This window comes from Janibacter sp. HTCC2649, assembly GCF_000152705.1.
Lineage (GTDB): Bacteria > Actinomycetota > Actinomycetes > Actinomycetales > Dermatophilaceae > Knoellia.
Window position 1 is genome coordinate 2111712 of record NZ_CH672413.1, and the last position, 23245, is coordinate 2134956.

Sequence of the window (23245 nt, forward strand, 5' to 3'; positions counted from 1 at the left end):
CGCCTTGTGTGCCTGACGCCACGTCAGGGCGTGGGCTCACACACACAAGGCCAGGGGTTTCAGTAGGCGAGGCTGTGGCCGAACGGGTAGAGCACGGTGTCGGGGTCGTCCTTGGTGGGGATGTCGACGGGGAGCTTGCCGGTCGGTGCGACCGCGCCGGTGATGATCTTGGCGGCCGACTCCATCGAGACGGCGTTGTAGGAGTACGTCGCGAGGTAGGTGCGCGTCCCCGGCAGGTAGGCGATGTCGTAGGGGTCGCGCGTTGCGACGACGATGACGGGAACTCCGTTGTCCTGCAACGCCTTCACGAGCCGCTGCTGGCCTGCCTTCTTGTCGGTGACGGCGGTGTCCCACGCCTTCATCGTGGTGATGACGACGTAGTCCTTGCCGGCCGCGGCAGCGACGGAGGCAGCGATCTGGGCATCGGTGGGGGCGGCGCCGGTCGTGACGCGTGTGCTCGTCGTGCCGGCCCTGTCGAGGGCCGCAGCCAGGGTCGTCGTGGCCACGTCGCCGTAGCCGGTGACGAGGACCTTCTTGCCCGCGGCCGCGATGGGGAGGACGGCGTCGTCGTTGCGGACGAGGGTGCCGGTGCGGTTGGTGATGTCGTCGGCGGCCGCGAGGTGCTCGGGCGTTCCGACGATGCTGCTGATCGTGTCCGCGTCGACCATGGGATCGCTGACGATCCCCCGACGCACCTTTTGCTCGAGCACTCGACGCACCTTGGCGTCGAGGTCGGCCCGGCTGATGCGCCCGCTCTGCACCGCGTCGACGACTGCAGGGAAGGCCGTGGTCATCACCGGGGTCATGAGGAGCTGGTCGGCGCCAGCCTCGAGAGCACGCACGGCCACCTCGGCGTCGCCGTAGCGGTCCCGCACACCCTGCATCTCGAGGGAGTCGGTGATGATGACGCCCTTGTAGCCGAGCTCGTTGCGGAGCAGGTCGGTGAGGATGGGCTTGCTCAACGTCGCAGGGTCACCGGAGTCATCGAGGGCCGGGAAGTTGAGGTGCGCCGTCATGATCATGTCGATGCCCTGCTCGATGGCCGCCTTGAACGGCGGGGCGTCGATGGCCTCCCACTGCTCGCGGCTGTGGGTGATGATCGGGAACGCGACGTGGCTGTCGGTGGCGGTGTCGCCGTGGCCGGGGAAGTGCTTGGCGCTCGAGGAGACGTTGCCGTCCTGCTGGTAGCCCGCGACCTGGGCCGCCACCAGCTCGGCGGTGAGCGCGGGGTTGCCCGAGAACGACCGGGTGCCGATGACCGGGTTGAGCGCGTTGACGTTGACGTCGGCGACCGGCGCGAAGTTCGTGTTGATGCCCAGCGCGCGCAGCTCCTGGCCCGTGATCCCTGCTGCTGTGCGGGCGTCCGTGGCTGACCGACCCGCACCGAGCGCCATGTTGCCGGGGAACTGGGTGGCTGGAGGGCCGACGCGAGTGACGACACCCATCTCCTGGTCGGTGGAGATGCCGAGCGGGATGTGCACCTTGGACGGCTGGGTGAGCGAAGCCTGCTGGAGCCCGTTGGACAGGGCCGCGATCTGCTGCGGGTTCTGGACGCTGCCGGTCCATGCGAAGTAGATGACACCACCGAGGTGGTACTTCTGCACGGCCTCGGCAGGGGTGGCCACCCCGAAGATCGGGATGTTGCGGCTGTCGGCGGTGGTGGCGTCCTTGCCGTAGGCGTACTGGACGAAGAGCTGTCCGACCTTCTCCTCGAGCGTCATCCGGGCCAGGGTCGACTGAACCCAACCAGTGGGGCCGGCAGGGACCGCGGCATCGGCCGACATGGCCGGCAAGGCCCCCGCGGCAAGGGTCGCAGCGACCGCCGAGGCGATCGCGGTGCGGCGGGTGACGGACGGACGGGGCATGCGGGGCTCTCCGATGTGTCGGCGTGTCACAGCACTGTGAACAATTGACGCACTAGGTCTTCCTAGTGGAACTTAGCCACAGAGAAGGGTCCGCGCAACCGCTATCGAGTGGTCATTTCGGAACGGGAGCGGACGGCATACGCCGCCTGTCGTCAGAGCAGGAGGCCCAGCAGCGGCGGCAGGAAGAGGCCGCCGACGACCGCGGCGAGGAAGCCGTGGGTCCAGCGCAATCGGTGCCCCTCCGGCCCGGCATGAGGCTCAGTCGCGAGTTCACGAAGCGCATAGGCCAGCACCCCGAGTCCGGCGAAGACGGTGGCGACGAGCACCCAGAACGGGCGCGTGCCCCTGCGCGGTGGCCAGGCCACGAGACTTCCGATGACGAGCACCAGCATGAGAAGACCCGGGTATGCCGCCCAGTCCCGATTCGGGGGCGCTGTCGCCGGCGTGAACTGGCCGGCACCCGATGCGCGCAGTGCCTCATAGGGGTCAGGTCCGTTGACGAGCAGGTCAACCACACGGGTGCGTCCGCCGTCGACGGTGTAGATCACCTGCGAGAGCGCCACTTCCTCGGGAAACCCGTCGGCGCCAGCTGCGGGCACGCCGGGACCGCCCACGCCAGCCAGGAGGCAACCATGAGCAGCGCCAGCAGACGACGGACCGTCGGCCGGTCACGGGGGGCAGCGAGCTCCGGGGCTGGAGCGTCAGCGGCCGGCGTGACGTCAGCGGTCATGCCCAGATGCTCCCACTGCGCGGCCTGACGTGGCGCGAAGTCTGCAGGTCTCGCCCATCCACGTCGGTCTCGCTGGGCCATGGCGCCCTGGGGACATGGCCCAGTGAGAACGCCATGGATGGCGCGGAGGGGATGCAGCAAGGGCCCCGACACGTGGTCGGGGCCCTTGATCTGGCGGAGGATAGGGGATTCGAACCCCTGCGGGTGTTACCCCAACGCGCTTTCCAAGCGCGCGCACTAGGCCACTATGCGAATCCTCCAACGGAGGAGATTACCCGAGCGCTGATGCCCCACGAAATCCGCTCATTTCTGGCCCCGGTAGCGGCTCGGCGGCACGCCCACCAGGGCGGTGAAATCGCGGGTGAAGTGGGCCTGGTCGTACCAACCGTGGCGCAGCGCGAGATCGGTCAAGGACCCGTCGTATCCACCGTCAAGAGCCGCCACGACATCGTGCATCCGGTAGCGCCCGAGCACCCACTTCGGCCCGACCCCCACGTAGTGGAGGAAGTCGCGTTGCAGGGTCCGGGCCGAGACACCGTGCCGTTCCTCGAGGTCGGCCACGGCCAGGATCGAGCGGTCCTCCAGCATGTCGGCCACCACCCGCAGCACCCGGTCGTAGCGCGCGTCCCCGCCCACCGGCGCAGCCGGGAACGCCTCCTCGACCGCACTCATCCCCGCCTCCAGAGCACCGTCGTCGCCCTCCACGTCGAGGCCCGCGAGCGCCGTGACAACCCCCGAGGGCACGACATCACGAGCAGCGACCGTGCGATCGGTCCATGCCCTCGCCGACAGCCCACTGAGCGCCGCGAGCCCACCGGGCCGGAACCGCAACCCCGCGACCCGCCCACTCCCCCGGATCTCTACATCGAAGCGGCGCGTCACGACCCCGGTGACCACGACCTCTTCACCCGCCGCCTCGGGCCGCGGGTGATCGCCGCGCTCGACCGTCAGCGAACAGGTTGGATGAGGCAGCACCTCACTGGCGAATGACGCACCCTCAGGCAGGTCCCACCGCAGCGACCAGTGGTTCTCGACCCAGTGGGACACCCGGGCCGAGGCCGGCCACCGCCGCACCTGAACGAACTCCGCCAGCTGCTCGGGTCGCAGGATCCCGGCGAAGGTCGCCGTGGCTGTCGTCGACACCGGTGGCGGATTTGTCCTATCGGGCACCGGCCCAGCCTAGGGAGACTCGGTGACAAGCAACCCGATCCGACCAAGGAGCCCTCACATGGCCATCGCCACCCTCAAGATGCTCACCCTCGACAGCTCGGACGCGAGCCGCGACGCGAAGTTCTGGTCGGCCGTCCTCGGCTGGGACGTTGCCGCCGACGGCGACGGCTACGCCATGCTCACCGGCCCCGACCACGCCCTCGGTTTCGGCACCCTCCCCGACCACGAGGAGCCCGGCTGGCCCAACGAGCACGGCACCAAGCAGTTCCACCTCGACCTCGCCGTCGACGACCTCGACGCTGCCGCCGCCGAGATCGTCACTCTCGGCGGGACCCTCCCCGACGAGCAGCCCGGAGAGACCTGGCGCGTCCTGCTCGACCCGAGCGGTCACCCCTTCTGCCTCACCAAGGCCGAGAACTGGGGCTGAGCCGCCCACCCATTCGCCGCAGCCTCGACGCCGCTCGGCCAGCCGGTTCACGTGAACCTCTGGCCGAGCGGTCCGCAACGGGCCACGATGGCGAGATGACCCACGACGGCTACGCGGCGGCATACCGGCAATCCCTGGACGACCCGGACACCTTCTGGCGCACGGCCGCCGAACGGATCGAGTGGATCACTCCCCCGACGACGATCCTCGACAGCTCGAACCCGCCGCTCTATCGCTGGTTCACCGGCGCGACGCTCAACACGTGCTTCAACGCGCTCGACCGTCACGTGCGCGACGGCCGCGGCGAGCAGCCCGCACTCATCCACGACAGTCCCGTCACCGGAACCCAGCAGACCATCACGTATGCCGGCCTGCTGGGTCGCGTGGCGACGTTCGCCGGTGCGTTGGCGAGCCTGGGCGTCGGATCAGGCGACCGCGTCGTCATCTACATGCCGATGGTGCCGGAGGCCGTCGTCGCGATGCTCGCGTGTGCCCGGCTCGGGGCCATCCACTCGGTGGTGTTCGGTGGGTTCGCACCGGCCGAGCTGGCGGCGCGCATCGAGGACGCGCAGCCCAAGGTCGTCGTGGCCGCGAGCTGTGGGATCGAGCCGACGCGGGTCGTCGAGTACAAGCCGATGCTCGACGCCGCCCTGGACCGCAGCTCGCACAAGCCGGAGTCGGTCATCGTCTTCCAGCGCGAGCAGGCCCGGGCCGCGGTCGGTGAGCGCGACACCGACTGGGAGGAGATGGACTGGGACGAGCTCGTCTCCGACGCCGAACCCGCTGACTGTGTCGAGGTCGCGGCGACGGATCCGCTCTACGTCCTCTACACCTCCGGCACGACCGGCCGCCCCAAGGGGATCGTCCGCGACAACGGTGGTCACGCCGTCGCCCTGCGCTGGTCGATGGACAACATCTATGGCATCAACCCGGGCGACGTGTGGTTCACCGCGAGTGACGTCGGCTGGGTCGTCGGCCACTCCTACATCGTCTATGCGCCGCTGCTCTCCGGCGCGACCACCGTTCTCTACGAGGGCAAACCGGTCGGCACCCCCGACGCCGGCGCCTTCTGGAGACTCATCGCCGAACACAAGGTGCGGGCCATGTTCACCGCCCCCACGGCATACCGGGCCATCAAACGGGACGACCCGAACGGTGAGCTGATGCGCGAGCACGACCTCTCGTCCCTCGACACGGTCTTCCTCGCGGGCGAGCGGCTCGACCCCGACACCTACGAGTGGGCGACCTCGATGCTCGGCGTGCCCGTCGTGGACAACTGGTGGCAGACCGAGACGGGCTGGCCGATCGCGTCGAACCTGCGCGGGCTCGAACCGATGCCGCTCAAGCCGGGTTCTCCGTCGGTTGCCGTGCCGGGGTATGCCGTGGCGATCCTCGACGAGTCCGGTGCGCCTCTGCCGGCCGGCCAGGAAGGTGCGATCTGCCTCAAGCTGCCGATGCCGCCGGGGACGTTGCCGACGCTGTGGGGCGACGACCAGCGCTACGTCGATGGGTATCTGTCGACATTCCCGGGCTACTACGTGTCGGGTGATGGCGGGCTCGTGGACGAGGACGGCTACCTCTATGTCATGGGGCGGACCGACGACATCCTCAACGTGGCCGGACACCGACTGTCGACGGGCTCGATCGAGGCGGCGCTGGCCGGTCACCCCGACGTCGCCGAGTGCGCGGTCATCGGTGTCGCCGATGAACTCAAGGGACAGGTGCCGCGTGGGCTCGTCGTCCTCAAGGGCGGCATCGATGGGACCGGCGCGGAGGGTGAGCGGATCTGTCGCGAACTCGTCCAGCGGGTCCGTGACGAGGTCGGTGCCGTGGCCGCGCTGCGGCAGGTCGACATCGTCGCCGCGCTGCCCAAGACGCGCTCCGGCAAGATCCTGCGCAAGACGATGCGCGAGCTCGCCGACGGTCGGACGCCGGTGGTGCCGGGCACGATCGAGGATGCCTCCGTGCTCGACACTCTCGCCCCGGTGCTGCGGAAGTCGAACTAGCTCACGTTCGCTCGCGGCCGTGGTGCCCAGAGTGTGCGGGCCGAAAGGTGCTGTGCCACACCGGTGGTCAGCATTGCTGAGGAGGCGACGAGCCAGAACGTCCGCGTTCCTTGGTCCAGCATCAGCCCCATCACGGGTGGCCCGAGAGTCAGGGCGATGCCCCACGTGATGCCGTAGGCGGCGAAGTAAGCGGCCTTCGCTCCGGGCGGAGCCAGCCGCGCCACGAGCGTGTAGGCGTAGCCGAGGAGGAGCGCGTCGCCGAGCGCGACTACCGCGGTCGACAGGGTGTAGCCGATGGTCGTCGGAACGACCCCGGCGATGGCGAGTCCGGCCGTGAGGAGCACGTAGCCGCCGACCATTCGTCGGTGTGGATCGTCGTGGCGTCGCAGGAGTGGTTGAGCCGCGAGGATGACGAGCGCGGCCAACGTCGCGAGCAACCCCGCATCCGAAGGCGGGCGACCCGCAGCGGCGAGAGAGATGGGCAGGGCCATGGGAATGGCGAGGTAGACCGTGGCGAAGCTGGTGCCGGTGGCCATGAGCACGAGAAGGCGGCGATCGGACCGGGGTCGCGAGGGCGCGCCCAGCTCCCGGGCCGGACGCGGGGTGGGCGGCATGGTGGTGGCGACGAGCAGCGCACAGGCCAGTGCAGTGACGGCGTCGATGGCGAACAGCCACTCGAGCCCGAGCCGCCCGACAGTGGCGGCGATGACGCCGGCCACAAGCCCTGCCGCCGACAGGGTCACGCCGAGCAGACCGTAGGCCGACGGCAGGAGGTGGTCGGGCGTGACATCGGCGATGAGGCCCTGACTCGCGGGCTCATAGATCTCGAAGCAGAGCCCGAGCAGGATCGCCCCGGCGAGAGCGACGCCCAGGCCGGGTGCAGCGGCGATGACGAGCTGAGCGGCTGCCGTGCCGATGAGACCGATGATCACGGCGGCCTTCGACCCGACCTCGCCGACCAGTCGCCCACCCAGGAGACGCGAAGGGATGGTCGCGGCCCCGAACGCCCCGACGACCAGACCCGCGACAGTCACGGATGCCCCGTGGTCCTGCACGAGGAGCACCGCGAGGAAGGGCATCGAGAACGCGCCCAGCCGATTGACGAACCGCGCCACCAACAGCACCTTGACCGACCGCGGCAGTCCACCTCCCAGTGAGGCGAGGCGACTGGTGATGGGGCTTTTGTCAGTCATGGCTCCGACGCTAGAGCCAGGGCGTAACCTGTTCAAATGCGTTTTGACAGTCACGTCGTGGACCTGCTCCGGGTGGCGACGAACCTCGTGAACACGCAGACCTGCCGCCACGCCGGAGGTCGCCCTGCGGAGAGCCCGACCGGGGCAGCGTTGCGCCGGGAGCTGGCCACCGTCCTCGTGCGCGAGGGGCGGGAGCCGCGCGTGGAGGAGCGCGACGCGAAGGTCCTGGCCCGGTTCGCGCGCGACGCCCGGCGCGTCTTCGAGGCCGCCGCCGACGAGGATTTCGAGCGGGCCGCGGCTGCGACCAACGAGCTCCTGGCGTGGTCCCGCCCGGCACCCCGACTCGACCAGCACGGCTCGGTCTGGGACCTGCACTTCCACGGACCCACCGACCGCCTCGGCGACGGCTGGGCAGCAGGGTGTGCGGCAGCGCTTGCCCTGGCGATCGGCAGCGAGCGCGCGGGGCGGCTCGGCGTCTGCAGCGCACCCGAATGCGACCGCGTCTATGTCGACCTCTCCAAGAACGGCAGTCGCAGCTTCTGCTCCGTCACCTGCCAGAACCGCGTCAAGAACACCCGCCACCGACTCGTCCGAGCACCCGGCCGCTGACGAGACGGCCACGCACCCCCGGGCCGTGCGGCTCTAGCCTGACCGGGTGCAGGGAGTCTTCACGGGGTTCGCGACGATCGCCGTCGTCATCGGCGTCGGCGCCCTCCTCGCCCACCTGCGCATCCTCGACCTGACCGCCCAGCGGATCCTGTCGCAGGTCGCGTTCTTCGTCGGGTCGCCTGCCCTCATGGTGGTGACCCTGAGTCGGGCCGACGTCCACCAGGTCCTGTCGGCCAACCTCGTCGCCACCGCCGTGGCCGTGCTCGTCCCGCTCTCCATCTATGCCGGGCTCGCCCGGTTTGTCTGGCGGCGACGCCTGGGTGACGCGACCATCGGAGCCCTCTCGGCGGCATACGTGAATGCGGGAAACCTGGGTATCCCGGTGGCGAGCTACGTCCTGGGTGATGCGTCCTACGTCGCGCCGACGCTGCTGCTGCAGCTGCTCGTGCTGCAGCCCATTGCGTTGGCGCTGTTGGATGCTGACGCGTTGGGCCGGTCGCCGTCGTTCGTGCAGCTCCTGACCCGACCGTTCAAGAACCCGCTCACCGTCGGCTCGCTCATCGGGGTGCTGCTGTCGGTCACCGGGTGGACGCTGCCGGACTTCGTCGGCAACCCCCTCGAGCTCCTCGGCAACCTCGCGGTGCCGTCGATGCTCATCGCCTACGGGATCGCGTTGCGGCTCGGCCCCGGCCTCGGCGCCGCCGGATCGGTGAGCGAGCTCGCCACGACGTCGGCGCTCAAGCTCGTCGTCCAACCCGTTGTCGCGTATGCCGTCGCGCATTTCGCGCTCGGAGTCGACGGTCACGCCCTGCTCGCCATCGTCGTCTGCTCGGCCCTGCCCACGGCGCAGAACATCTTCGTCCACGCGACGCGCTACGAACGGGCAACGGTGCTCGCGCGCGACACCATCCTCATCACGACGATGGGTTCGGTGCCGGTGATCCTCGTCGTCGCCGCGCTTCTCGGCTGATCGACCTAATCTGGCCGGATGGGGAACGGTCCTTTCTACCAAGACGCCCTCCGACAGGGGGAGCATCCGCGTGGCGCCCCGGTCCCACGACGTCCGGGAACGTGGCGAACCGACGGACGGGTCATCGCCGGCCTCGTGCACCTCGCGCCGGTGTTCCTCGGCCCGCTGTTCATCGTCTCGCTCGCCATCCATCTCATCTCGCGTGGAGACAAGCGACCTCTCGTGACCAACGCAGCTGGTGGGGTGTGGCGCTTCACCCTCAAGGCTGTCGTGGTGCTGATCCTGGCCGTGTTCGGGCCCCTGCTGGCCGGGCGGACCGACCTCGTGGGACCGGCCGCCGCGACCGTCGTCGGCCTGTGGGCCCTGACCAACCTGCTCGCGGCCGTGTGGACGTGGACGACCGGGCGGACGTTTCGCTACCCACTGGACGGGCTCAGCCTCCGGTCGCGGCGACGAGGATCGCGACGGGGTTGAACCCATGATCCTCATCGGCACTCCCCTGCCGGAGTGAGCGACCTATCCTGAGCCGATGTGGGGATCTGCGCTCTTGGGGGAGCACTCGACTGATGTCGGGATCGGCCATGAACGCCTGTGGACGGGCGCGACCGTCATCACGGCCGTGCGCACGATCGCGTCGGCGGGGGTGGCTGCCTGGGCGGTGCACGACCGCAGCCTCACCCTGCTCGTCGTCGCCCTCGGCATCTACTGGGTCGGCGACATCGCTGACGGGGCGTGGGCGCGACGTCGAGGGTGCGAGACGCGGATCGGTGCCGTGCTCGACATCTTCTCGGACCGGCTCAACGCGGGCGCCTTCTACTTCGGCCTGGCCTGGCTGCAGCCCGAGCTGGCGCCGGCGGTCTTCGTCTACCTCGCCGAGTTCATGGTCGTCGACTGCTTCCTGTCGATCGCGTTCCTGGCGTGGCCGATCCGCAGCCCCAACTACTTCTACGTCGTGGACCGCCAGATCTGGCTGTGGAACTGGTCCAAGCCCGCGAAGGCCGTCAACAGCGCGCTCTTCGCGGTGCTTCTGCTCGTGACCGGCTGGATGTGGGTGGGGCTGGCCGTCGCCGTCGCACTGCTCGCCATGAAGTCCTGGTCGTTGACCCGGTTGATGCGGGTCGGACTACCCGTGCCGGGCACAACGCATGTGGCTTGAGGGCCTGACGACCGCCGGTCTCGGCGTGGCCTCTGCGATCGTGCCGGTCATCAACATCGAGGCACTCATCGTCGTGGCCGCGGCCCAGGACCGGGCACCCACCTGGCTCCTCGTGGCCGCGGCGACGATCGGGCAGATGGCGGGCAAGCTGCTCTGGTACTACGGCGGTCGAGAGCTCGAACGCTTCCCCTTCGTCGCGCGTCGCATGCGCAAGCCCAGGGCGAGCGCGGCGATGGAGAGATGGCGCGCCCGCACGGAGGGCCGACCGTGGTTCATGGCCGGGCTCCTGCTCGTGTCGGCTGCCGCCGGCCTTCCTCCGTATGCCGTGCTCGCCGTGGTCGCCGGCGCCCTGCGGGTGCGGCTGTCGGTCTTCCTCATCACCGGGCTGATCGGACGGGCGTTGAGGTTCTGGGCCGTCATCTCCGGGACGGCCGCAGTCCTCACCTGGTGGTGAGACCGCAACGTCCGCGTGCGAGTCGGGTCATGATGGGGCGATGATCAGCCTCGAACTCGCCCGCCGCCTGGCCCACGACGCGGGAGTCCTGTGGGAGCCCGCGACGGGTGACCGGTTCGTCATCGACACCGCAAACCTCGCCGACGAGGTCTTCTGGATCAGCAACCTGACGATCGAGCCACAGCACTTCGCGGACCAGACCGTCCTCGGTTTCAACGGCACCACCGAGTGGGCGCTCGACTCGGTCAGCCTGGACCAGTCCCTCTGGCTCCCCCGCGAGGACCAGCTGCGCGCGCTGCTCGGCGACCGGCTCGAGTCGCTCCGCCGAGTCGGGGACGGCTGGCAGGTGACGTATGCCGCGGGCGACGGCACGCGGCATACGCTCACGGATTCGGACGTCGAATGTGCCTACGCGAGGGCCCTGCTCACCCTCTGAACAGCAGACTTCGTGTTCGGCGGAGCAGTTGTTGGTGAGACGACCAGCTGGAGCTGGTCGCCTCACCAGGAACTGGTCGTCTCGAGCGGATCAGCGCTTGCGGGTGCCGAAGATCGAGCGGGTGATCTCGCGGCCGAGAACCGTGCCCGCCGAGCGCAGCGCTGACCTGAAGGCACTGGACTTCACGACCTGGCTCACCAGACTCGGGTCCTCCTTGGGCGCAGCGGTCTTCTTGGCTGCGGTGGGGGCCGGCGCCTGCTGCGGGGCTTCGGCTGCCGGTGGTGCCTGGACGCGGGCATTGAGCTTCTCGTAGGCCGACTCGCGATCCGCGACCGCGGCGTACTTCGAGGCAATGGGCGACGCGGCGATCGCGGCATCGAGCACGGCGTCGGACGACGGTGCCATGAGCGACAGCGGTGCACGCATGCGGGTCCACGCCACCGGGGTGGGTGCGCCCTTCTCGGACAGGACCGTGACCACGGCCTCGCCTGTGCCGAGCGAGGTGAGCAGCTCCTCGAGGTCGTAGGCACTGTGCGGGTAGGTGCCGACTGCCGCCTTGAGAGCCTTGGCGTCGTCGGGCGTGAAGGCACGAAGAGCGTGCTGCACCCGGTTGCCGAGCTGGCCGAGCACGCCCGAGGGAACGTCCTTGGGCGACTGCGTCACGAAGAACACGCCCACACCCTTGGAGCGGATGAGGCGGACGGTCTGCTCGATGGCTTCCTGGAAGGACTTGCTCGCGTCGGCGAAGAGCAGGTGCGCCTCGTCGAAGAAGAAGACGAGCTTGGGCTTGTCGATGTCGCCGACCTCGGGCAGGTCGTGGAAGAGGTCCGCGAGCATCCACATGAGGAAGGTCGAGAAGAGCGCCGGCCGATCCTGCACACCCGGCAGCTCGAGGCAGGTGACGAGCCCCTTGCCGTCGGCGGCCGTGCGGATGAGGTCGCTGGTCTCGAACGCCGGCTCACCGAAGAACGCGTCGGCGCCCTGGTCCTCGAAGGCGATGAGCTCGCGCAGGATGACGCCGGCCGTCGCGGACGAGAGGCCACCGAGCGCCTTGAGCTCCGGCTTGCCCTCGTCACTCACGAGGTGGCTGATGACGGCGCGCAGGTCCTTGAGGTCGAGGAGCAGCAGGCCGTTCTTGTCGGCGTAGTGGAAGACGAGTCCGAGGCTCGACTCCTGGGTGTCGTTGAGGCCGAGCACCTTGGAGAGCAGGGTCGGTCCGAAGTCGGTGATGGTCGCGCGGATGGCAATGCCCTTGCCCTGACCACCGAGAGACAAGAACTCGGTCGGGTATGCCGTGGGCTGCCAGTCCTGTCCGACATCCTTGGCTCGCGCTGTGGTCCGGTCGCTGGGCGCTCCGGGGCTGGCCATGCCGGACAGGTCGCCCTTGATGTCTGCGAGGAAGACGGGAACGCCCTGGCCGCTGAGCTGCTCAGCCATCAGCTGGAGCGTCTTGGTCTTGCCGGTACCGGTGGCGCCGGCGACGAGGCCGTGGCGGTTGAGGACGGCGAGGGGGATGCGCACCGGAGTGTCCGGGTGGGCGACGTCGTCGATGACGGCCGCGCCGAAGTCGAGGGCCGGGCCATCGAAGGCGTAGCCGGCGCGGATCTCATCGAGGTGGGCGCTGCTCTCGGCGGGCACCTCCTTCGCGGCCGGAGCCTGCTCTGCTGGGGCCGCGGGTGCCGTCTCCGCAGCGGGAGCAGCCTCCTCCGCGACGGGGGCGGGAGCCGCGGGTGCGTCGGCTGAGGACTGCTCTGGCGTCACGTTCTCGGTCACCCTCGGCACTCTAGTGCGAGCGCACGGCGAGTCGACGGCATACGCCGTCGTGAAGGCACGTGGGCTTGCTCGCTCACGGAGACGTCACCTGGTCGGCCCAGGCGGCACGTGCCCCGGAGTCACCGACGCGATAGACCTGCACCGCGCAGGCCACCGAAGACACGATGGCCAGAGCGGCGACGGCCTTGAACACTGCGGGTCGAATGCTGTCGGCTCCAGAGGCGCGGCGGCGTTCGAGGAGGACCAGAGCGATGGCGAGGATCAGCATCGGGAGGGCGAACCACAGCAGCTGGTCGCCGAGCTCGGCGTGCTCCCCGGGGTCACCGACGCGTCGCTCCAGCGCCTCACCACTCTGGGTGGCGATCGGGATGAGAACGGTCCCCGCCGCCGACACGGCGACGACGAGGTGACCGTAGCGGGTGCGCCAAGCCGGCCGAAGCGCGATGGCGATCGTGGCCAGGACCGCCAGTGGCACGAGCACAGCGACGCCGTGAACCACCAAAGGGTGCACGGGCAGTCCGTTGAAGAGATCGAACACGTGAGTCCTCCGTCAGTCGGGAGACCTCAGTATGGAGGCGGGAACCTGAGCAACCACTGAAGGAGCGCGGGGCATCTGGAGAGCGGGACGGCGAAAGACCTCGCGTCACCGGATCCCGTAGAGGTGCTCGAGAGCGAGCTGGTCGAGGTGCTCGAAGGCCATGCCGCGGGCGGCTGCCTCCTCCGGGTCGAAACTCTCCGCGCGCAGGGCATCGAGGCCCTCGCCCGGCGACAGGGTGGGGGTGGCGAGCTGGTCGAGGCGGGAGGCCTTGAGAGCCGCCTGGACCTCCGGGTCGACACGGAAGGCGCGCGACTTCTCGCGCAGGATCAGGTAGTTGCGCATGCAGCCGGCGGCCGACGCCCACACCCCGTCCATGTCCTCGGTGCGGGGCGGTTTGAAGTCGAAGTGGCGCGGGCCGTCGTAGCCACCCTGCTCAACGGTGTCGACGGTCCAGAAGGCGCCACGGGCGTTGCCGGCCCCGAAGCGGAGGTCCTGGTCGAAGCGGGGACCGTGCTGACCGTTGAGGTCGAGGTGGAAGAGCTTGCCGTGCCACAGCGCCTGGGCGATGCCGTGGGCGTAGTTGAGCCCGGCCATCTCCTCGTGTCCGACCTCGGGGTTGAGGCCGACGAGCTCGGGGTGCTCGAGCTCGTTGATGAAGGCGAGGGCGTGGCCGATGGTCGGGAGCAGGATGTCGCCGCGAGGCTCGTTGGGCTTGGGTTCGAGAGCGAACTTGAGGTCGTAGCCCTGCTCGAGGACATAGGCGCCGAGGACGTCGAAAGCCTCCTTGTAGCGGTCGAGGGCTGACCGGACGTCCTTGGCCGCACCCGACTCCGCGCCCTCGCGCCCACCCCAGGCGACGAACGTCGTGGCACCGAGCTCGACGGCGAGGTCGATGTTGTCGGCGACCTTGCTGATCGCAAAGCGGCGGACGTCGCGGTCGTTGTTGGTGAAGCCACCGTCGCGGAAAACGGGGTGGGAGAACAGGTTTGTCGTCACCATCGGCACGACGAGCCCGGTGTCGGCGAGGGCCTTGCGGAACGGCGCGAGGTGGTCGAGCCGCTCCTGGGTGCTCGCCCCGAAGGGGATGACGTCGTCGTCGTGGAAGGTGATGCCCCAGGCACCAAGGTCAGAGAGTCTGTGGACCGCTTCGGCCGGGTCGAGCGGAGGGCGGACCGCGCCGCCGAAGACGTCGACGCCCTGCCAGCCGACGGTCCACAGGCCGAACGAGAACTTGTCGTCACGGGTGGGCGTGAAGTCGTGGGCGGAGGTGGTCATCAGGCGTTGTCCTTGCTCGAGCTGAAGGCGGCATCAAAGGCGGTTGCGGGTGGTTCGAAGGCGAGCCGGCGCACGAATCCGACGGCTTCGGCTGCTCCCACGAGGCGGTCCATGCCGGCGTCCTCCCACTCGATCGAGATGGGCCCGGCGTAGCCGATCGCTCCGAGGGTGCGGAAGCAGTCCTCCCACGGCACGTCGCCGTGTCCGGTGGAGACGAAGTCCCAGCCGCGGCGGGGGTCGTTCCAGGGCAGGTGCGAGGACAGACGACCGTTGCGGCCGTTGCCGACTCGCATCCGCACGTCCTTGCAGTCGACGTGATAGATCCGGTCCTGGAAGTCCCAGATGAAGGCCGCCGGGTCGAGGTCCTGCCAGACCATGTGCGACGGGTCCCAGTTGAGGCCGAACGCGGGGCGGTGGTCGATGGCCTCGAGCGTGCGCACCGTCGTCCAGTGGTCATAGGCGATCTCGCTCGGGTGCACCTCGTGGGCGAACCGCACACCGACCTCGTCGAAGACGTCGAGGATCGGGTTCCACCGGTCCGCAAAGTCCTGGTAGCCCGCCTCGATCGTCTCCGCCGACACCGGCGGGAACATCGCGACGTACTTCCAGATGGCCGACCCCGTGAAGCCGATGACGACATCGACGCCCAACAGTGCAGCGGCCCGAGCGGTGTCAGCCATGCGAGCCGCAGCCCGCTGCCGCACCCCCTCGGGATCACCGTCGCCCCAGATGTCGGCCGGCAGGATGTCCTGGTGCCGCTGGTCTATGGGATCGTCGCAGACCGCCTGTCCGACAAGGTGATTGGAGATGGCCCAGACACCAAGTCCATGGCGTTCGAGGATCTCGCGACGCCCGGCGACGTAGTCGTCCTCGGCCAGAGCCCGATCGACCTCGAAGTGGTCGCCCCAGCAGGCGATCTCGAGGCCGTCGTACCCCCAGGAGGCGGCCAGACGGCATACCTCCTCGAAGGGCAGGTCGGCCCACTGTCCCGTGAACAGGGTGATCGGTCGTCCCACGATGTCCTCCATGCTCCATCTTTGTCGGGTTCCACGAACGTAGAATCCGGGTCACGTCTCGATTGTCGAAAGTCGGGTCGGAAGCCGGCATCCGGTGCGGTCCGCTGCTGCAACAGTGGACCGCACCGGCACCGGTGACGAGCTCTAGCCGCGAAGTGCGGCCATGTTGGTGTAGCTGACCTGGGCAAGGTCGAGCGACTGTCCCGGGTTGGCAGTGCCCCCGGGCGCGGTGTCCTGCTCCCACATCGCGTTGTGCGAGCCCTTGGCACCGACGCGGCGCAGGAACGTCGAGTAGTCGATGTCGCCCTGTCCGAACGGCGCCATGACGTAGCCGTTGGCCTGGGTGGCGTCCTTCTTGCCGTCCTTGGTGTGGAACAGCGGGAAGCGCTTCGTCTGCGCGGCGACCACGCCGGCCGGATCGAAGATCGAGGCCACCGTGCTTCCGTCCGCAGCTGTGTATGCCGTGTGCTTGTACTGAGCGACGTGGGCCCAGTAGATGTCCATCTCGAGGAAGACATTCTTGGGATCCGTGTTGGCGAGGAAGTACTCGAGGCGGCGGATGCCGGACGACCTCGTCGGCCGACCCTGGTCATCGAGCGGTCCGCTGTCGAGCAGGAAGCTGTAGGCGATGTCGTGGTTGTGCGTGTAGAGCTTGAGCCCGTGACCCCTGGCCCGCTCACCGAGGATGTCCCATCGCTCGGCGGCCGCAGCCCAGTCCGCGACGTAGGCGCTGTTGGTCGGGTCACTGCCCGTGCCGATGTGGCCCATGCCGAGAATGTTGGCCACCTCGCAGGCGTTGTCGAACTGTGCCAGTGACGCTTCGGTGATGGTCGAGGGGATGCTGCCGTGGTTGCCCTCTGCCTCAATTCCGTTGTCGTCCAGCCACGTTCGCAGCAACTGGGCGCCGGCCACGGTGTTGACGTTGCCGCCAGGTGCGTTGGCGTTCTGGTTGAATCCCGCGAACTCCAGCTGGCTGTAGCCGATGCGGCCGAGCTCCTCGATGACGGCCTTGAAGCCGGAGGCGAAGGGCGACGTCGCCGGGTCACGCGAGATGGCGTCGCGAACGGTGTAGAGGATGATGCCGCGCTTGGCGGCCGGGATGAGGACACCATTCGGTCCGGGCGCGGCGCTGGCCGCGGCGGCCAGCGGCACGCTGGAGACGGCTGCGGCTGCGGCCATCCCGGTGGTGGCCGCGAAGAACTGACGTCGGTTGAGACCGAGGCCCTTGGCGAGGGCGAGGGGGTTGGGGTTGTGCTCGGTGTTCATGCTGCTCCTTGGTCACTGCAATGACGGGGGGTGAAGCGGGACGAACTGACGTCTCTCCTTCCAGGGATGGTGGTGGGCGCGGGCCGGGCTGGCTGACAGGAATCAGCTGACAGGGACCGGCTCGATGGGGGTCCAGGTGGCGCCGTTGGCGGCGCTGCTCTCGACGGCTTCGAGGACACACTGGATGGCGAGTCCGTCGGCGAACGAGGGTGTGGGGTCGCGGTCCTCGGCGATCGCCGAGAGGAAGTCCGCGGCCTGGTGGGTGAAGCCGTGCTCGTAGCCGAGCCCGTGGCCCGGTGGCCACCACGCGGCCACGTAGGGGTGGTCGGGTTCGGTGACGATGATGCGGCGGAAGCCGGGCTGGTCGGCGTCGGCTTCGTACATCTCGAGGACGTTCATGTCCTCGAAGTCGAAGGCGATGGTGCCGCGAGTTCCGTTGAACTCCAACCGAATCGAGTTCTTGCGGCCCGTGGCGAAGCGGGTGGCCTCGAACGAGGCCACCGCCCCGCGCGCGAACCGGCCGATGAACACGGTGGCGTCGTCGACGGTCACGGGCCCGGTGCCCGAGCCGACCGTGGCCGACAGACCGCTTGAGCTCGCCGGCAACGGGCGCTCCTTGACGAAGGTCTCGGTGAGCGCGCTGACCCCGGCCACGAGGTCGCCGGTGACGAACTGGGTCAGGTCGATGATGTGCGCGCCGATGTCACCGAGCGCACCCGACCCGGCGCGTTCCTTCTGGAGCCGCCACGTGAGCGGCGACTCCGGATCGACGAGCCAGTCCTGGAGATACTGAGCGCGCACGTGGCGCACCTCCCCGATCCGACCGTCGGCGACGAGCTGGCGCGCGAGCGCGATGGCCGGCACCCGCCGGTACGTGAACCCGACCATGCTGCGTATGCCGTTCTCCCGAGCCTGTTCCGCGGCCTCGGCCATCGTGGCGGCCTCGTCGACAGAGTTGGCCAGGGGCTTCTCGCAGAGGACGTGCTTGCCGGCAGCGAGGGCCGCCAACGCGATCTCGGCGTGGGTGTCACCGGGGGTGCAGATGTCGACGATGTCGACGTCGTCGCGCGCAATGGCTGCGCGCCAGTCGGTCTCGACCGACTCCCAGCCGAAGCGGCGGGCGAGGTCGCCAGCCGCCTCGGCATCGCGGCCGCATACAACGCGCAGTTCCGGCACGACCGAAGGGTCGAAGAAGCTGCGGGCGTTGCGCCAGCCCTGGGAGTGCGCCTTGCCCATGAATGCGTAGCCGATGAGGGCCACGCCGAGCCGTTGAGGCTGCGTCGGGTCAGGTGTCCTGGTCATCTGTCGATCCCCGCGCCGGCTCAGGACTCGAAGCCGAGAGGCAGGTACTTGTCGACGTTGTCCTTGGTGACGACCGGTGCGTTGAGGACGATGCGGCGCGGCACCTCGACCTGGACGAGGTCGGTCATGCCCTTGTTCTGCGCGAGCAGGCGGGCGAGTCGGACACCGTCGGCCGCCTGGGTCGGCGGGTAGATGACGGTCGAGTCCATCTTGCCCTCCTTGATCCAGCGCATGGCGTTCGCGGATCCGGCGCCGCCGATGAAGGCGAACTCCTTGCGGTTGGCGTTGTCGAAGGCGGCCATGACGCCGACACCCTGGTCGTCGTCGTGGTTCCAGATGATGTCGATCTTGGGCGCGGCCTGCAGCAGGTTGGACGCAACGCTCTCGCCGGACGCGACGGTGAACTCGGCGGCCACGCGGTTGTCGACGGTCTGGTTGCACGTCTTCAGGGCGTCGGCGAAGCCCTTGCTGCGGTCCTGTGTCAGGGGTAGGGCATCGATGCCCGCGATCTCCGCGATGACGGGGTTGGTGAGCTTCTTGTCGGCGATGACCGTGCACGCACGGGTGCCAGCGCTCACGCCCATGCCGTAGTTGTCGCCGAGGACGGTGGTGCGTGCCGCGAACGGGCTGGAGAACTCACGGTCGACGTTGACGACGATGATGCCGGCCTGCGTCGCCTTCGTCGCAACCTCGGTGAGTGCCGCACCGTCGGTCGGGAGCAGGACGATCGCGTCGACCTTGTCGTTGATGAAGGTCTCGATCTGCGAGATCTGCAGGCTCGCGTCGTTGGTGCCCTCGGCGAAGCGGAACTCGACGTCGCTGTACTTCTTGGCCTCGGCCTGGGCGGAGGAGTTGATGGCCGCGAGCCAGCCGTGGTCGGAGGCGGGTCCGGAGAAGCCGATGGTGACCTTCTCGCCGGGCTTGGCGTTGTCACCGGCCGGGGCCGCGTTGCTGGCCGAGTCGTTCGAGGTCTCGGGAGTGTTGCTCGTACATCCCGCGGCGACGAGGGCGACGACGCCGAGCGCTGCTGCGGTCCGGACGGGCCGGGTGAGGGTGAGGCGGGAACGGTTCATGAAGTGCTCCTGGGTCGTGCCGAAGGGATGGGAGAGGGTGGATGGACGTGCCGAGGTGATGGGTGAGGTGCCTAGGGACTGGCTCGACGAGAGGCCAGGCGCTGCTGCAGCAGGACGGCGGCGACGATGATCACGCCCTTGGCCACGGCCTGGGTGGAGGTGTCGAGGTTGTTGAGCGTGAAGACGTTGGTGAGCGTCGCGAAGATGAGGACGCCGAGGACGGTGCCGACGATCGTTCCGCGTCCGCCGCTGAGGAGGGTGCCGCCGATGACCACGGCGGCGATGGAGTCGAGCTCGAGCAGCTGCCCGTGCGTCGAGGTGCCGGTCGTCGTCCTGGCCATCAACATGACGGCCGCCAGTCCGCAGGCGAGACCGAGCAACACATACAGGTATGCCGTTTGGCGCTGGACCTTGATCCCCGCCAGTCGCGCTGCCTCCGGGTTGCCTCCGATCGCCAGGGTGCGTCGCCCGAAGGTGGTGCGGTTCAGCAGGATCCAGCCAGCAACGGCGACGGCCGCGAAGATGATGACGAGCACCGGGATGCCGAGGACGCTGCCGCCGAAGAAGTCGATGAACCCTCGGTCACGGATGATCTGGGTCTTGCGCTGGGCGATGATCTCGGCCAGTCCTCGGGCACCTGCGAGCATCGCCAACGTCGCGATGAAGGCGGCCACCTTGCCGTAGGCGATGAGCAGACCGTTGACGAGCCCACACGCGGCGCCCACGAGCAGGGCGGTGCCGACCATGACAATCCAGTGGGTGTTCTCGGCCATGGTCTGGGTGGCGAGAGTCGTCGCCCACACCGACGAGAGCGCGACGATGGCGCCGACGGAGAGATCGATGCCGCCACCGGAGATGACGAAGGTCATCCCGATGCTGACCACTCCGATGACCGAGGCGAACCGCAGGATCGTGAGGATGTTGTCGAAGCTGGCGAACCGGTCGCCGCCCGTCGCGACCCCCACGATGAAGAGCACCGCGAAGGCGATGACCAGGCCGAGGTTGCGGGTGGCCGAGCTCCCCACGAAGCGACTCAGCGCACTGGCCGACGCCGCGGGCGCGGCCGGACTGGCCATCTCCTGGGTGCTGTCGGGGTCGGGAGCAGTTCGGGGTGTGTCGACGCTCATGCGGCGTCTCCTCTCATGATGATGTCGAGCACGCGGTGTTCGTCGAGGTCAGTGGAGGGCCCCTCGTGGAGCACCTGTCCGTCACCGACGACGAGGACTCGGTCGGCGAGACCGAGGACTTCCTCGATCTCGCTCGAGACCACGACCACGGCGACGCCGTCGTCGGCAAGGCGCCGGACGAGGGCATAGATCTCGGAGCGGGCGCCGATGTCGACGCCGCGCGTGGGTTCGTCCAAGAGCAGGACGCGACAGCCGCGCAGCAGCCACCGCGCGAGCACGACCTTCTGCTGGTTGCCGCCGGACAGGGTGCGCACTTCGCGCGTGACGCCGGTCGGACGGAGGTCAAGGTCGGTCGCGAGCTCCTGGGCCGCTCGCCGCTCGCCGCCCTGGTCGAGCCAGCCTGCCTTCGCGAACCGCGTGAGGGTGGCCATGGTGATGTTCGAGGCGACACTGTTGCCGAGCACGAGGGCCTGGCTCTTGCGCTCCTCGGGGCACAGACCGATGCCGGCGTCGACTGCCGCACTGACCGACCCGGACCTCAGGTGCTTGCCGCCCACCGCGATGGTCCCGGCATCTGCCCGACGGGCACCGAAGACGGTCTCGACGATCTCGGACCGCCCGGCGCCGACGAGTCCGGCAAGGCCGAGGACCTCACCGGGCGAAACGGTGAAGCTGACGTCGGTGAACTCGCCGCGGCGGGTCAGGCCGGCGACCTCGAGGAGCGGCTCGCCCTCGGGCACGACGTCCTTGGCCGGGAAGACGTACTCGATCGAACGTCCGGTCATGAGCTTGATGACCTCGGAGGTCGGCGTCTCCTTGGCCGAGAGGCCCGTGGCGACGGTGCGCCCGTCCTTGAGGACGGTGACCCGGTCGCCGATGACCCGGATCTCCTCGAGGCGGTGGGAGATGTAGACGACGGCCACGCCCTGGGCAGTGAGGTCGCGGATCACGTCGAACAGACGCTCCACCTCTCCGCCGTCGAGCACGGCGGAGGGCTCGTCCATGACGATGAGTCGGGCGTCGCGCGACAGCGCACGGGCCATGCTCACGATCTGCTGCCCGGCTGCGGACAGCTGACCCACCTCGGTGGACGGCGAGATCTCGGGGTGACCCAGTCGGGCGAGCAGTGCTGCCGTCTCGGCCCGCGCCACCGACCGCTGGGAGAAGCCGAAGCGCGAGCGCTCCTGGCCCAGGAAGATGTTCTCGGAGACCGTGAGTCCCTCGACGAGATCGAGCTCCTGATAGATGGTCGCGATGCCGCGGTCCATCGCGGCCTGCGGGTGCGCGAGGGTCACGTCCTCGCCGTTCCAGGTGATCGCGCCCTCGTCGGGCTGGTGGACACCGGCGAGCACCTTGATGAGCGTCGACTTGCCGGCACCGTTCTGGCCAAGGAGGCAGTGCACCTCTCCCGGCCGCACGTCGAGGTCGACACCTCCGAGCGCGGTCACACCTGGGAATCGCTTGACGATCCCTGCCATCACCAGAAGAGGTGAGGCGTCATTGCCTCTGATCATGGCGTGGACGCTATTGCCCTTTTGTCGGCGCGTCAAGCAAAAGTTTGTATGCCGTGACATTCTTCCGTTTCTCGGCGTGCCGGAAGTCGTGCGTTGTGCTTCACTACGAACGTGAGTGGACCCACCAGCATCAAGGCACCCGGCAGCACCGGGGCGTCGCCCGCACCCGGCACCGGAGCCCCCGGCGCAGGAGCCCTCCTGCAGCTCATGCGAGACGGCCAACCCCGCACTCGCGCGGAGCTCATCGAGATCACCGGTCTTGCCCGGTCCACCGTCGGCGCACGCGTCGAATCGCTGCTCGCCGCAGGCCTGCTCACGCCTGCGGGTGAGTCACGATCCACTGGCGGACGGCCACCCACGCGGCTCGCCTTCAACCCCGAAGCCGGCTTCGTCCTCGGCGCCGACCTCGGCGCGACACACGTGACCGTCGCCCTCACGGACCTCGGCGGCCGAGTCGTCGCGGAGACCTCCGAGGCGCTCGACATCCGCCAGGGACCTGAGGTCGTCCTCGACGCCGTCGTCGAGATCGGCAAGAGCCTGCTGCGCTCGGCCGGCCACACGAAGCGCCGGCTCGTCGGCGTCGGGCTGGGCCTGCCCGGACCGGTGGAGCACTCGACGGGTCGACCGGCCTCGCCGCCGATCATGCCGGGCTGGGACGGCTACGACGTTCCGGCGCACGTCTCGGCCAAGCTCGGTGGACCCGTTCTCGTCGACAACGACGTCAACATCATGGCTCTGGGCGAGCACGCGACGAGCTATCCCCACGTTGAGCACCTCGTCTTCGTCAAGGTCGCCACCGGCATTGGCGCCGGCATCATCAGCAGCGGCCAGCTCCACCGCGGGGCGCAGGGTTCGGCCGGGGACCTCGGCCACGTCGCGGCCCCCCACGGCGAGGGCATCATCTGCCGCTGCGGCAACGAAGGATGCCTCGAGGCCGTGGCCAGCGGTCCGGCCATCGTCGCGCGGCTCGCCGAGCAGGGCATCGAGGTCAAGGACAGCCGCGCACTGCTCGAGCTGTCCCGCTCCGGCAGCCCCGAGGCCGTCGCCGCGCTCCGTCAGGCAGGCCGCGAGATCGGCGCCGTCCTCGCCTCGATCGTCAGCCTGCTCAACCCGTCGGTGATCGCCATCGGAGGGCTGCTGGCCCAGTCCAACGACGGCTTGCTCGCGGGCATCCGCGAGGTCGTCTACGGACGCTCACTCCCCCTCGCGACCGGCGAGCTCCAGATCGTCGCGGCCCGCACCGGCGACCACGCGGGCGTCATCGGCGCGGCGACGATGGTCATCCAGCACGTGCTGTCCGCCGATGAGGTCGAGCGCCACCTCGCCTCCTGGGCCTCCTGATCGA

23 protein-coding genes and 1 tRNA gene are annotated in these 23245 nt (G+C 69.0%); 9 read left to right on the forward strand and 15 right to left on the reverse strand.

The genetic code is table 11. The features are described 5' to 3' along the window. Positions 1–59: 59 nt before the first annotated feature. From JNB_RS10095 to JNB_RS10110, 5 genes are all read right to left on the reverse strand, one after another. Positions 60–1865, reverse strand: a complete 1806-nt coding sequence (locus JNB_RS10095) for a glycoside hydrolase family 3 protein (RefSeq protein WP_009776354.1) — start codon at positions 1863–1865, stop codon at positions 60–62. 152 nt (positions 1866–2017) lie between these two features. Next, entirely contained in the window at positions 2018–2464 is a 447-nt protein-coding gene (locus JNB_RS10100) for a hypothetical protein (protein ID WP_148232376.1), read from the reverse strand. Further along, positions 2410–2595 carry a hypothetical protein gene (locus tag JNB_RS21510; protein ID WP_009776356.1) on the reverse strand — a complete coding sequence of 62 codons (186 nt, stop codon included), beginning with the start codon at positions 2593–2595 and terminating at the stop codon, positions 2410–2412. The genes JNB_RS10100 and JNB_RS21510 overlap by 55 nt, the downstream gene beginning before the upstream one ends. A gap of 172 nt (positions 2596–2767) precedes the next feature. Continuing rightward, a tRNA-Ser gene (locus JNB_RS10105) sits at positions 2768–2855 on the reverse strand. 43 nt (positions 2856–2898) lie between these two features. Then, positions 2899–3765, reverse strand: coding sequence for an AraC family transcriptional regulator (locus JNB_RS10110; RefSeq protein ID WP_202795225.1), 867 nt, complete (start codon positions 3763–3765; stop codon positions 2899–2901). Between the two features lie 58 nt (positions 3766–3823). On the opposite strand from JNB_RS10110, the gene JNB_RS10115 reads away from it, so the two are divergent. Beyond that, positions 3824–4192 carry a VOC family protein gene (locus JNB_RS10115; RefSeq protein WP_009776358.1) on the forward strand — a complete coding sequence of 123 codons (369 nt, stop codon included), beginning with the start codon at positions 3824–3826 and terminating at the stop codon, positions 4190–4192. A 95-nt stretch (positions 4193–4287) separates the two neighbouring features. Next, entirely contained in the window at positions 4288–6198 is a 1911-nt protein-coding gene (locus JNB_RS10120; protein WP_009776359.1) for a propionyl-CoA synthetase, read from the forward strand. On the opposite strand, the gene JNB_RS10125 is transcribed toward JNB_RS10120, so the two are convergent. Then, positions 6195–7391 carry an MFS transporter gene (locus JNB_RS10125; protein ID WP_009776360.1) on the reverse strand — a complete coding sequence of 399 codons (1197 nt, stop codon included), beginning with the start codon at positions 7389–7391 and terminating at the stop codon, positions 6195–6197. The genes JNB_RS10120 and JNB_RS10125 overlap by 4 nt on opposite strands. A gap of 36 nt (positions 7392–7427) precedes the next feature. Here JNB_RS10125 and JNB_RS10130 point away from each other — a divergent pair, with 36 nt between their 5' ends. From JNB_RS10130 to JNB_RS10155, 6 genes are read left to right on the forward strand one after another with little or no spacing between them, the layout of a single operon-like run. Continuing rightward, positions 7428–8000, forward strand: coding sequence for a CGNR zinc finger domain-containing protein (locus JNB_RS10130; RefSeq protein WP_009776361.1), 573 nt, complete (start codon positions 7428–7430; stop codon positions 7998–8000). A gap of 46 nt (positions 8001–8046) precedes the next feature. Beyond that, positions 8047–8970 carry an AEC family transporter gene (locus tag JNB_RS10135; protein ID WP_009776362.1) on the forward strand — a complete coding sequence of 308 codons (924 nt, stop codon included), beginning with the start codon at positions 8047–8049 and terminating at the stop codon, positions 8968–8970. 18 nt (positions 8971–8988) lie between these two features. Then, positions 8989–9444, forward strand: a complete 456-nt coding sequence (locus JNB_RS21515; RefSeq protein ID WP_009776363.1) for a DUF4870 domain-containing protein — start codon at positions 8989–8991, stop codon at positions 9442–9444. 55 nt (positions 9445–9499) lie between these two features. Beyond that, positions 9500–10126 carry a CDP-alcohol phosphatidyltransferase family protein gene (locus JNB_RS10145; protein ID WP_009776364.1) on the forward strand — a complete coding sequence of 209 codons (627 nt, stop codon included), beginning with the start codon at positions 9500–9502 and terminating at the stop codon, positions 10124–10126. Continuing rightward, complete coding sequence (locus tag JNB_RS10150; RefSeq protein WP_009776365.1) at positions 10116–10580, forward strand: VTT domain-containing protein; 465 nt, start codon at positions 10116–10118, stop codon at positions 10578–10580. The genes JNB_RS10145 and JNB_RS10150 overlap by 11 nt, the downstream gene beginning before the upstream one ends. Positions 10581–10620: 40 nt before the next feature. Continuing rightward, positions 10621–11016 carry a hypothetical protein gene (locus JNB_RS10155; RefSeq protein WP_009776366.1) on the forward strand — a complete coding sequence of 132 codons (396 nt, stop codon included), beginning with the start codon at positions 10621–10623 and terminating at the stop codon, positions 11014–11016. 90 nt (positions 11017–11106) lie between these two features. Here JNB_RS10155 and JNB_RS10160 read toward each other — a convergent pair whose 3' ends face one another. The 9 genes from JNB_RS10160 to JNB_RS10200 all read right to left on the reverse strand — a co-directional run bounded on the left by JNB_RS10160 (position 11107) and on the right by JNB_RS10200 (position 21864). Further along, positions 11107–12789, reverse strand: coding sequence for a helicase HerA-like domain-containing protein (locus JNB_RS10160; RefSeq protein WP_009776367.1), 1683 nt, complete (start codon positions 12787–12789; stop codon positions 11107–11109). Positions 12790–12862: 73 nt separating this feature from the next. Further along, on the reverse strand, positions 12863–13327 hold the full coding sequence (locus JNB_RS10165; RefSeq protein WP_009776368.1) for a DUF2231 domain-containing protein: 465 nt from the start codon (positions 13325–13327) through the stop codon (positions 12863–12865). Between the two features lie 105 nt (positions 13328–13432). Beyond that, on the reverse strand, positions 13433–14602 hold the full coding sequence (xylA, locus tag JNB_RS10170; protein WP_009776369.1) for a xylose isomerase: 1170 nt from the start codon (positions 14600–14602) through the stop codon (positions 13433–13435). After that, positions 14602–15618: a sugar phosphate isomerase/epimerase gene (locus JNB_RS10175; RefSeq protein WP_040884590.1), complete on the reverse strand. Its 1017-nt coding sequence runs from the start codon at positions 15616–15618 to the stop codon at positions 14602–14604. The genes xylA and JNB_RS10175 overlap by 1 nt, the downstream gene beginning before the upstream one ends. A 144-nt stretch (positions 15619–15762) precedes the next feature. Next, a complete protein-coding gene (locus tag JNB_RS10180) occupies positions 15763–16884 on the reverse strand; it encodes a sugar phosphate isomerase/epimerase (RefSeq protein ID WP_009776371.1) in 1122 nt (373 codons plus the stop codon). A gap of 102 nt (positions 16885–16986) precedes the next feature. Further along, positions 16987–18186, reverse strand: a complete 1200-nt coding sequence (locus JNB_RS10185) for a Gfo/Idh/MocA family protein (protein ID WP_050766602.1) — start codon at positions 18184–18186, stop codon at positions 16987–16989. 20 nt (positions 18187–18206) lie between these two features. Further along, positions 18207–19259: a substrate-binding domain-containing protein gene (locus tag JNB_RS10190; RefSeq protein WP_009776373.1), complete on the reverse strand. Its 1053-nt coding sequence runs from the start codon at positions 19257–19259 to the stop codon at positions 18207–18209. 71 nt (positions 19260–19330) lie between these two features. Beyond that, positions 19331–20386, reverse strand: coding sequence for an ABC transporter permease (locus JNB_RS10195; protein ID WP_009776374.1), 1056 nt, complete (start codon positions 20384–20386; stop codon positions 19331–19333). Beyond that, on the reverse strand, positions 20383–21864 hold the full coding sequence (locus JNB_RS10200; RefSeq protein ID WP_009776375.1) for a sugar ABC transporter ATP-binding protein: 1482 nt from the start codon (positions 21862–21864) through the stop codon (positions 20383–20385). The genes JNB_RS10195 and JNB_RS10200 overlap by 4 nt, the downstream gene beginning before the upstream one ends. A 147-nt stretch (positions 21865–22011) precedes the next feature. Between JNB_RS10200 and JNB_RS10205 the strand changes: the two genes are divergently transcribed. Then, positions 22012–23241, forward strand: coding sequence for an ROK family transcriptional regulator (locus JNB_RS10205; RefSeq protein WP_009776376.1), 1230 nt, complete (start codon positions 22012–22014; stop codon positions 23239–23241). The last annotated feature ends 4 nt before the right edge of the window (positions 23242–23245 follow it).

Bases quoted from the DNA above. Each gene is read 5' to 3' on its own strand.
- JNB_RS10095 (WP_009776354.1), bottom strand. From the start codon at position 1,865: ATGCCCCGTCCGTCCGTCACCCGCCGCACCGCGATCGCCTCGGCGGTC.
- JNB_RS21510 (WP_009776356.1), bottom strand. From the start codon at position 2,595: ATGACCGCTGACGTCACGCCGGCCGCTGACGCTCCAGCCCCGGAGCTC.
- JNB_RS10115 (WP_009776358.1), top strand. From the start codon at position 3,824: ATGGCCATCGCCACCCTCAAGATGCTCACCCTCGACAGCTCGGACGCG.
- JNB_RS10120 (WP_009776359.1), top strand. From the start codon at position 4,288: ATGACCCACGACGGCTACGCGGCGGCATACCGGCAATCCCTGGACGAC.
- JNB_RS10125 (WP_009776360.1), bottom strand. From the start codon at position 7,391: ATGACTGACAAAAGCCCCATCACCAGTCGCCTCGCCTCACTGGGAGGT.
- JNB_RS10130 (WP_009776361.1), top strand. From the start codon at position 7,428: ATGCGTTTTGACAGTCACGTCGTGGACCTGCTCCGGGTGGCGACGAAC.
- JNB_RS21515 (WP_009776363.1), top strand. From the start codon at position 8,989: ATGGGGAACGGTCCTTTCTACCAAGACGCCCTCCGACAGGGGGAGCAT.
- JNB_RS10145 (WP_009776364.1), top strand. From the start codon at position 9,500: ATGTGGGGATCTGCGCTCTTGGGGGAGCACTCGACTGATGTCGGGATC.
- JNB_RS10150 (WP_009776365.1), top strand. From the start codon at position 10,116: ATGTGGCTTGAGGGCCTGACGACCGCCGGTCTCGGCGTGGCCTCTGCG.
- JNB_RS10155 (WP_009776366.1), top strand. From the start codon at position 10,621: ATGATCAGCCTCGAACTCGCCCGCCGCCTGGCCCACGACGCGGGAGTC.
- xylA (WP_009776369.1), bottom strand. From the start codon at position 14,602: ATGACCACCTCCGCCCACGACTTCACGCCCACCCGTGACGACAAGTTC.
- JNB_RS10180 (WP_009776371.1), bottom strand. From the start codon at position 16,884: ATGAACACCGAGCACAACCCCAACCCCCTCGCCCTCGCCAAGGGCCTC.
- JNB_RS10185 (WP_050766602.1), bottom strand. From the start codon at position 18,186: ATGACCAGGACACCTGACCCGACGCAGCCTCAACGGCTCGGCGTGGCC.
- JNB_RS10190 (WP_009776373.1), bottom strand. From the start codon at position 19,259: ATGAACCGTTCCCGCCTCACCCTCACCCGGCCCGTCCGGACCGCAGCA.
- JNB_RS10195 (WP_009776374.1), bottom strand. From the start codon at position 20,386: ATGAGCGTCGACACACCCCGAACTGCTCCCGACCCCGACAGCACCCAG.
- JNB_RS10200 (WP_009776375.1), bottom strand. From the start codon at position 21,864: ATGGCAGGGATCGTCAAGCGATTCCCAGGTGTGACCGCGCTCGGAGGT.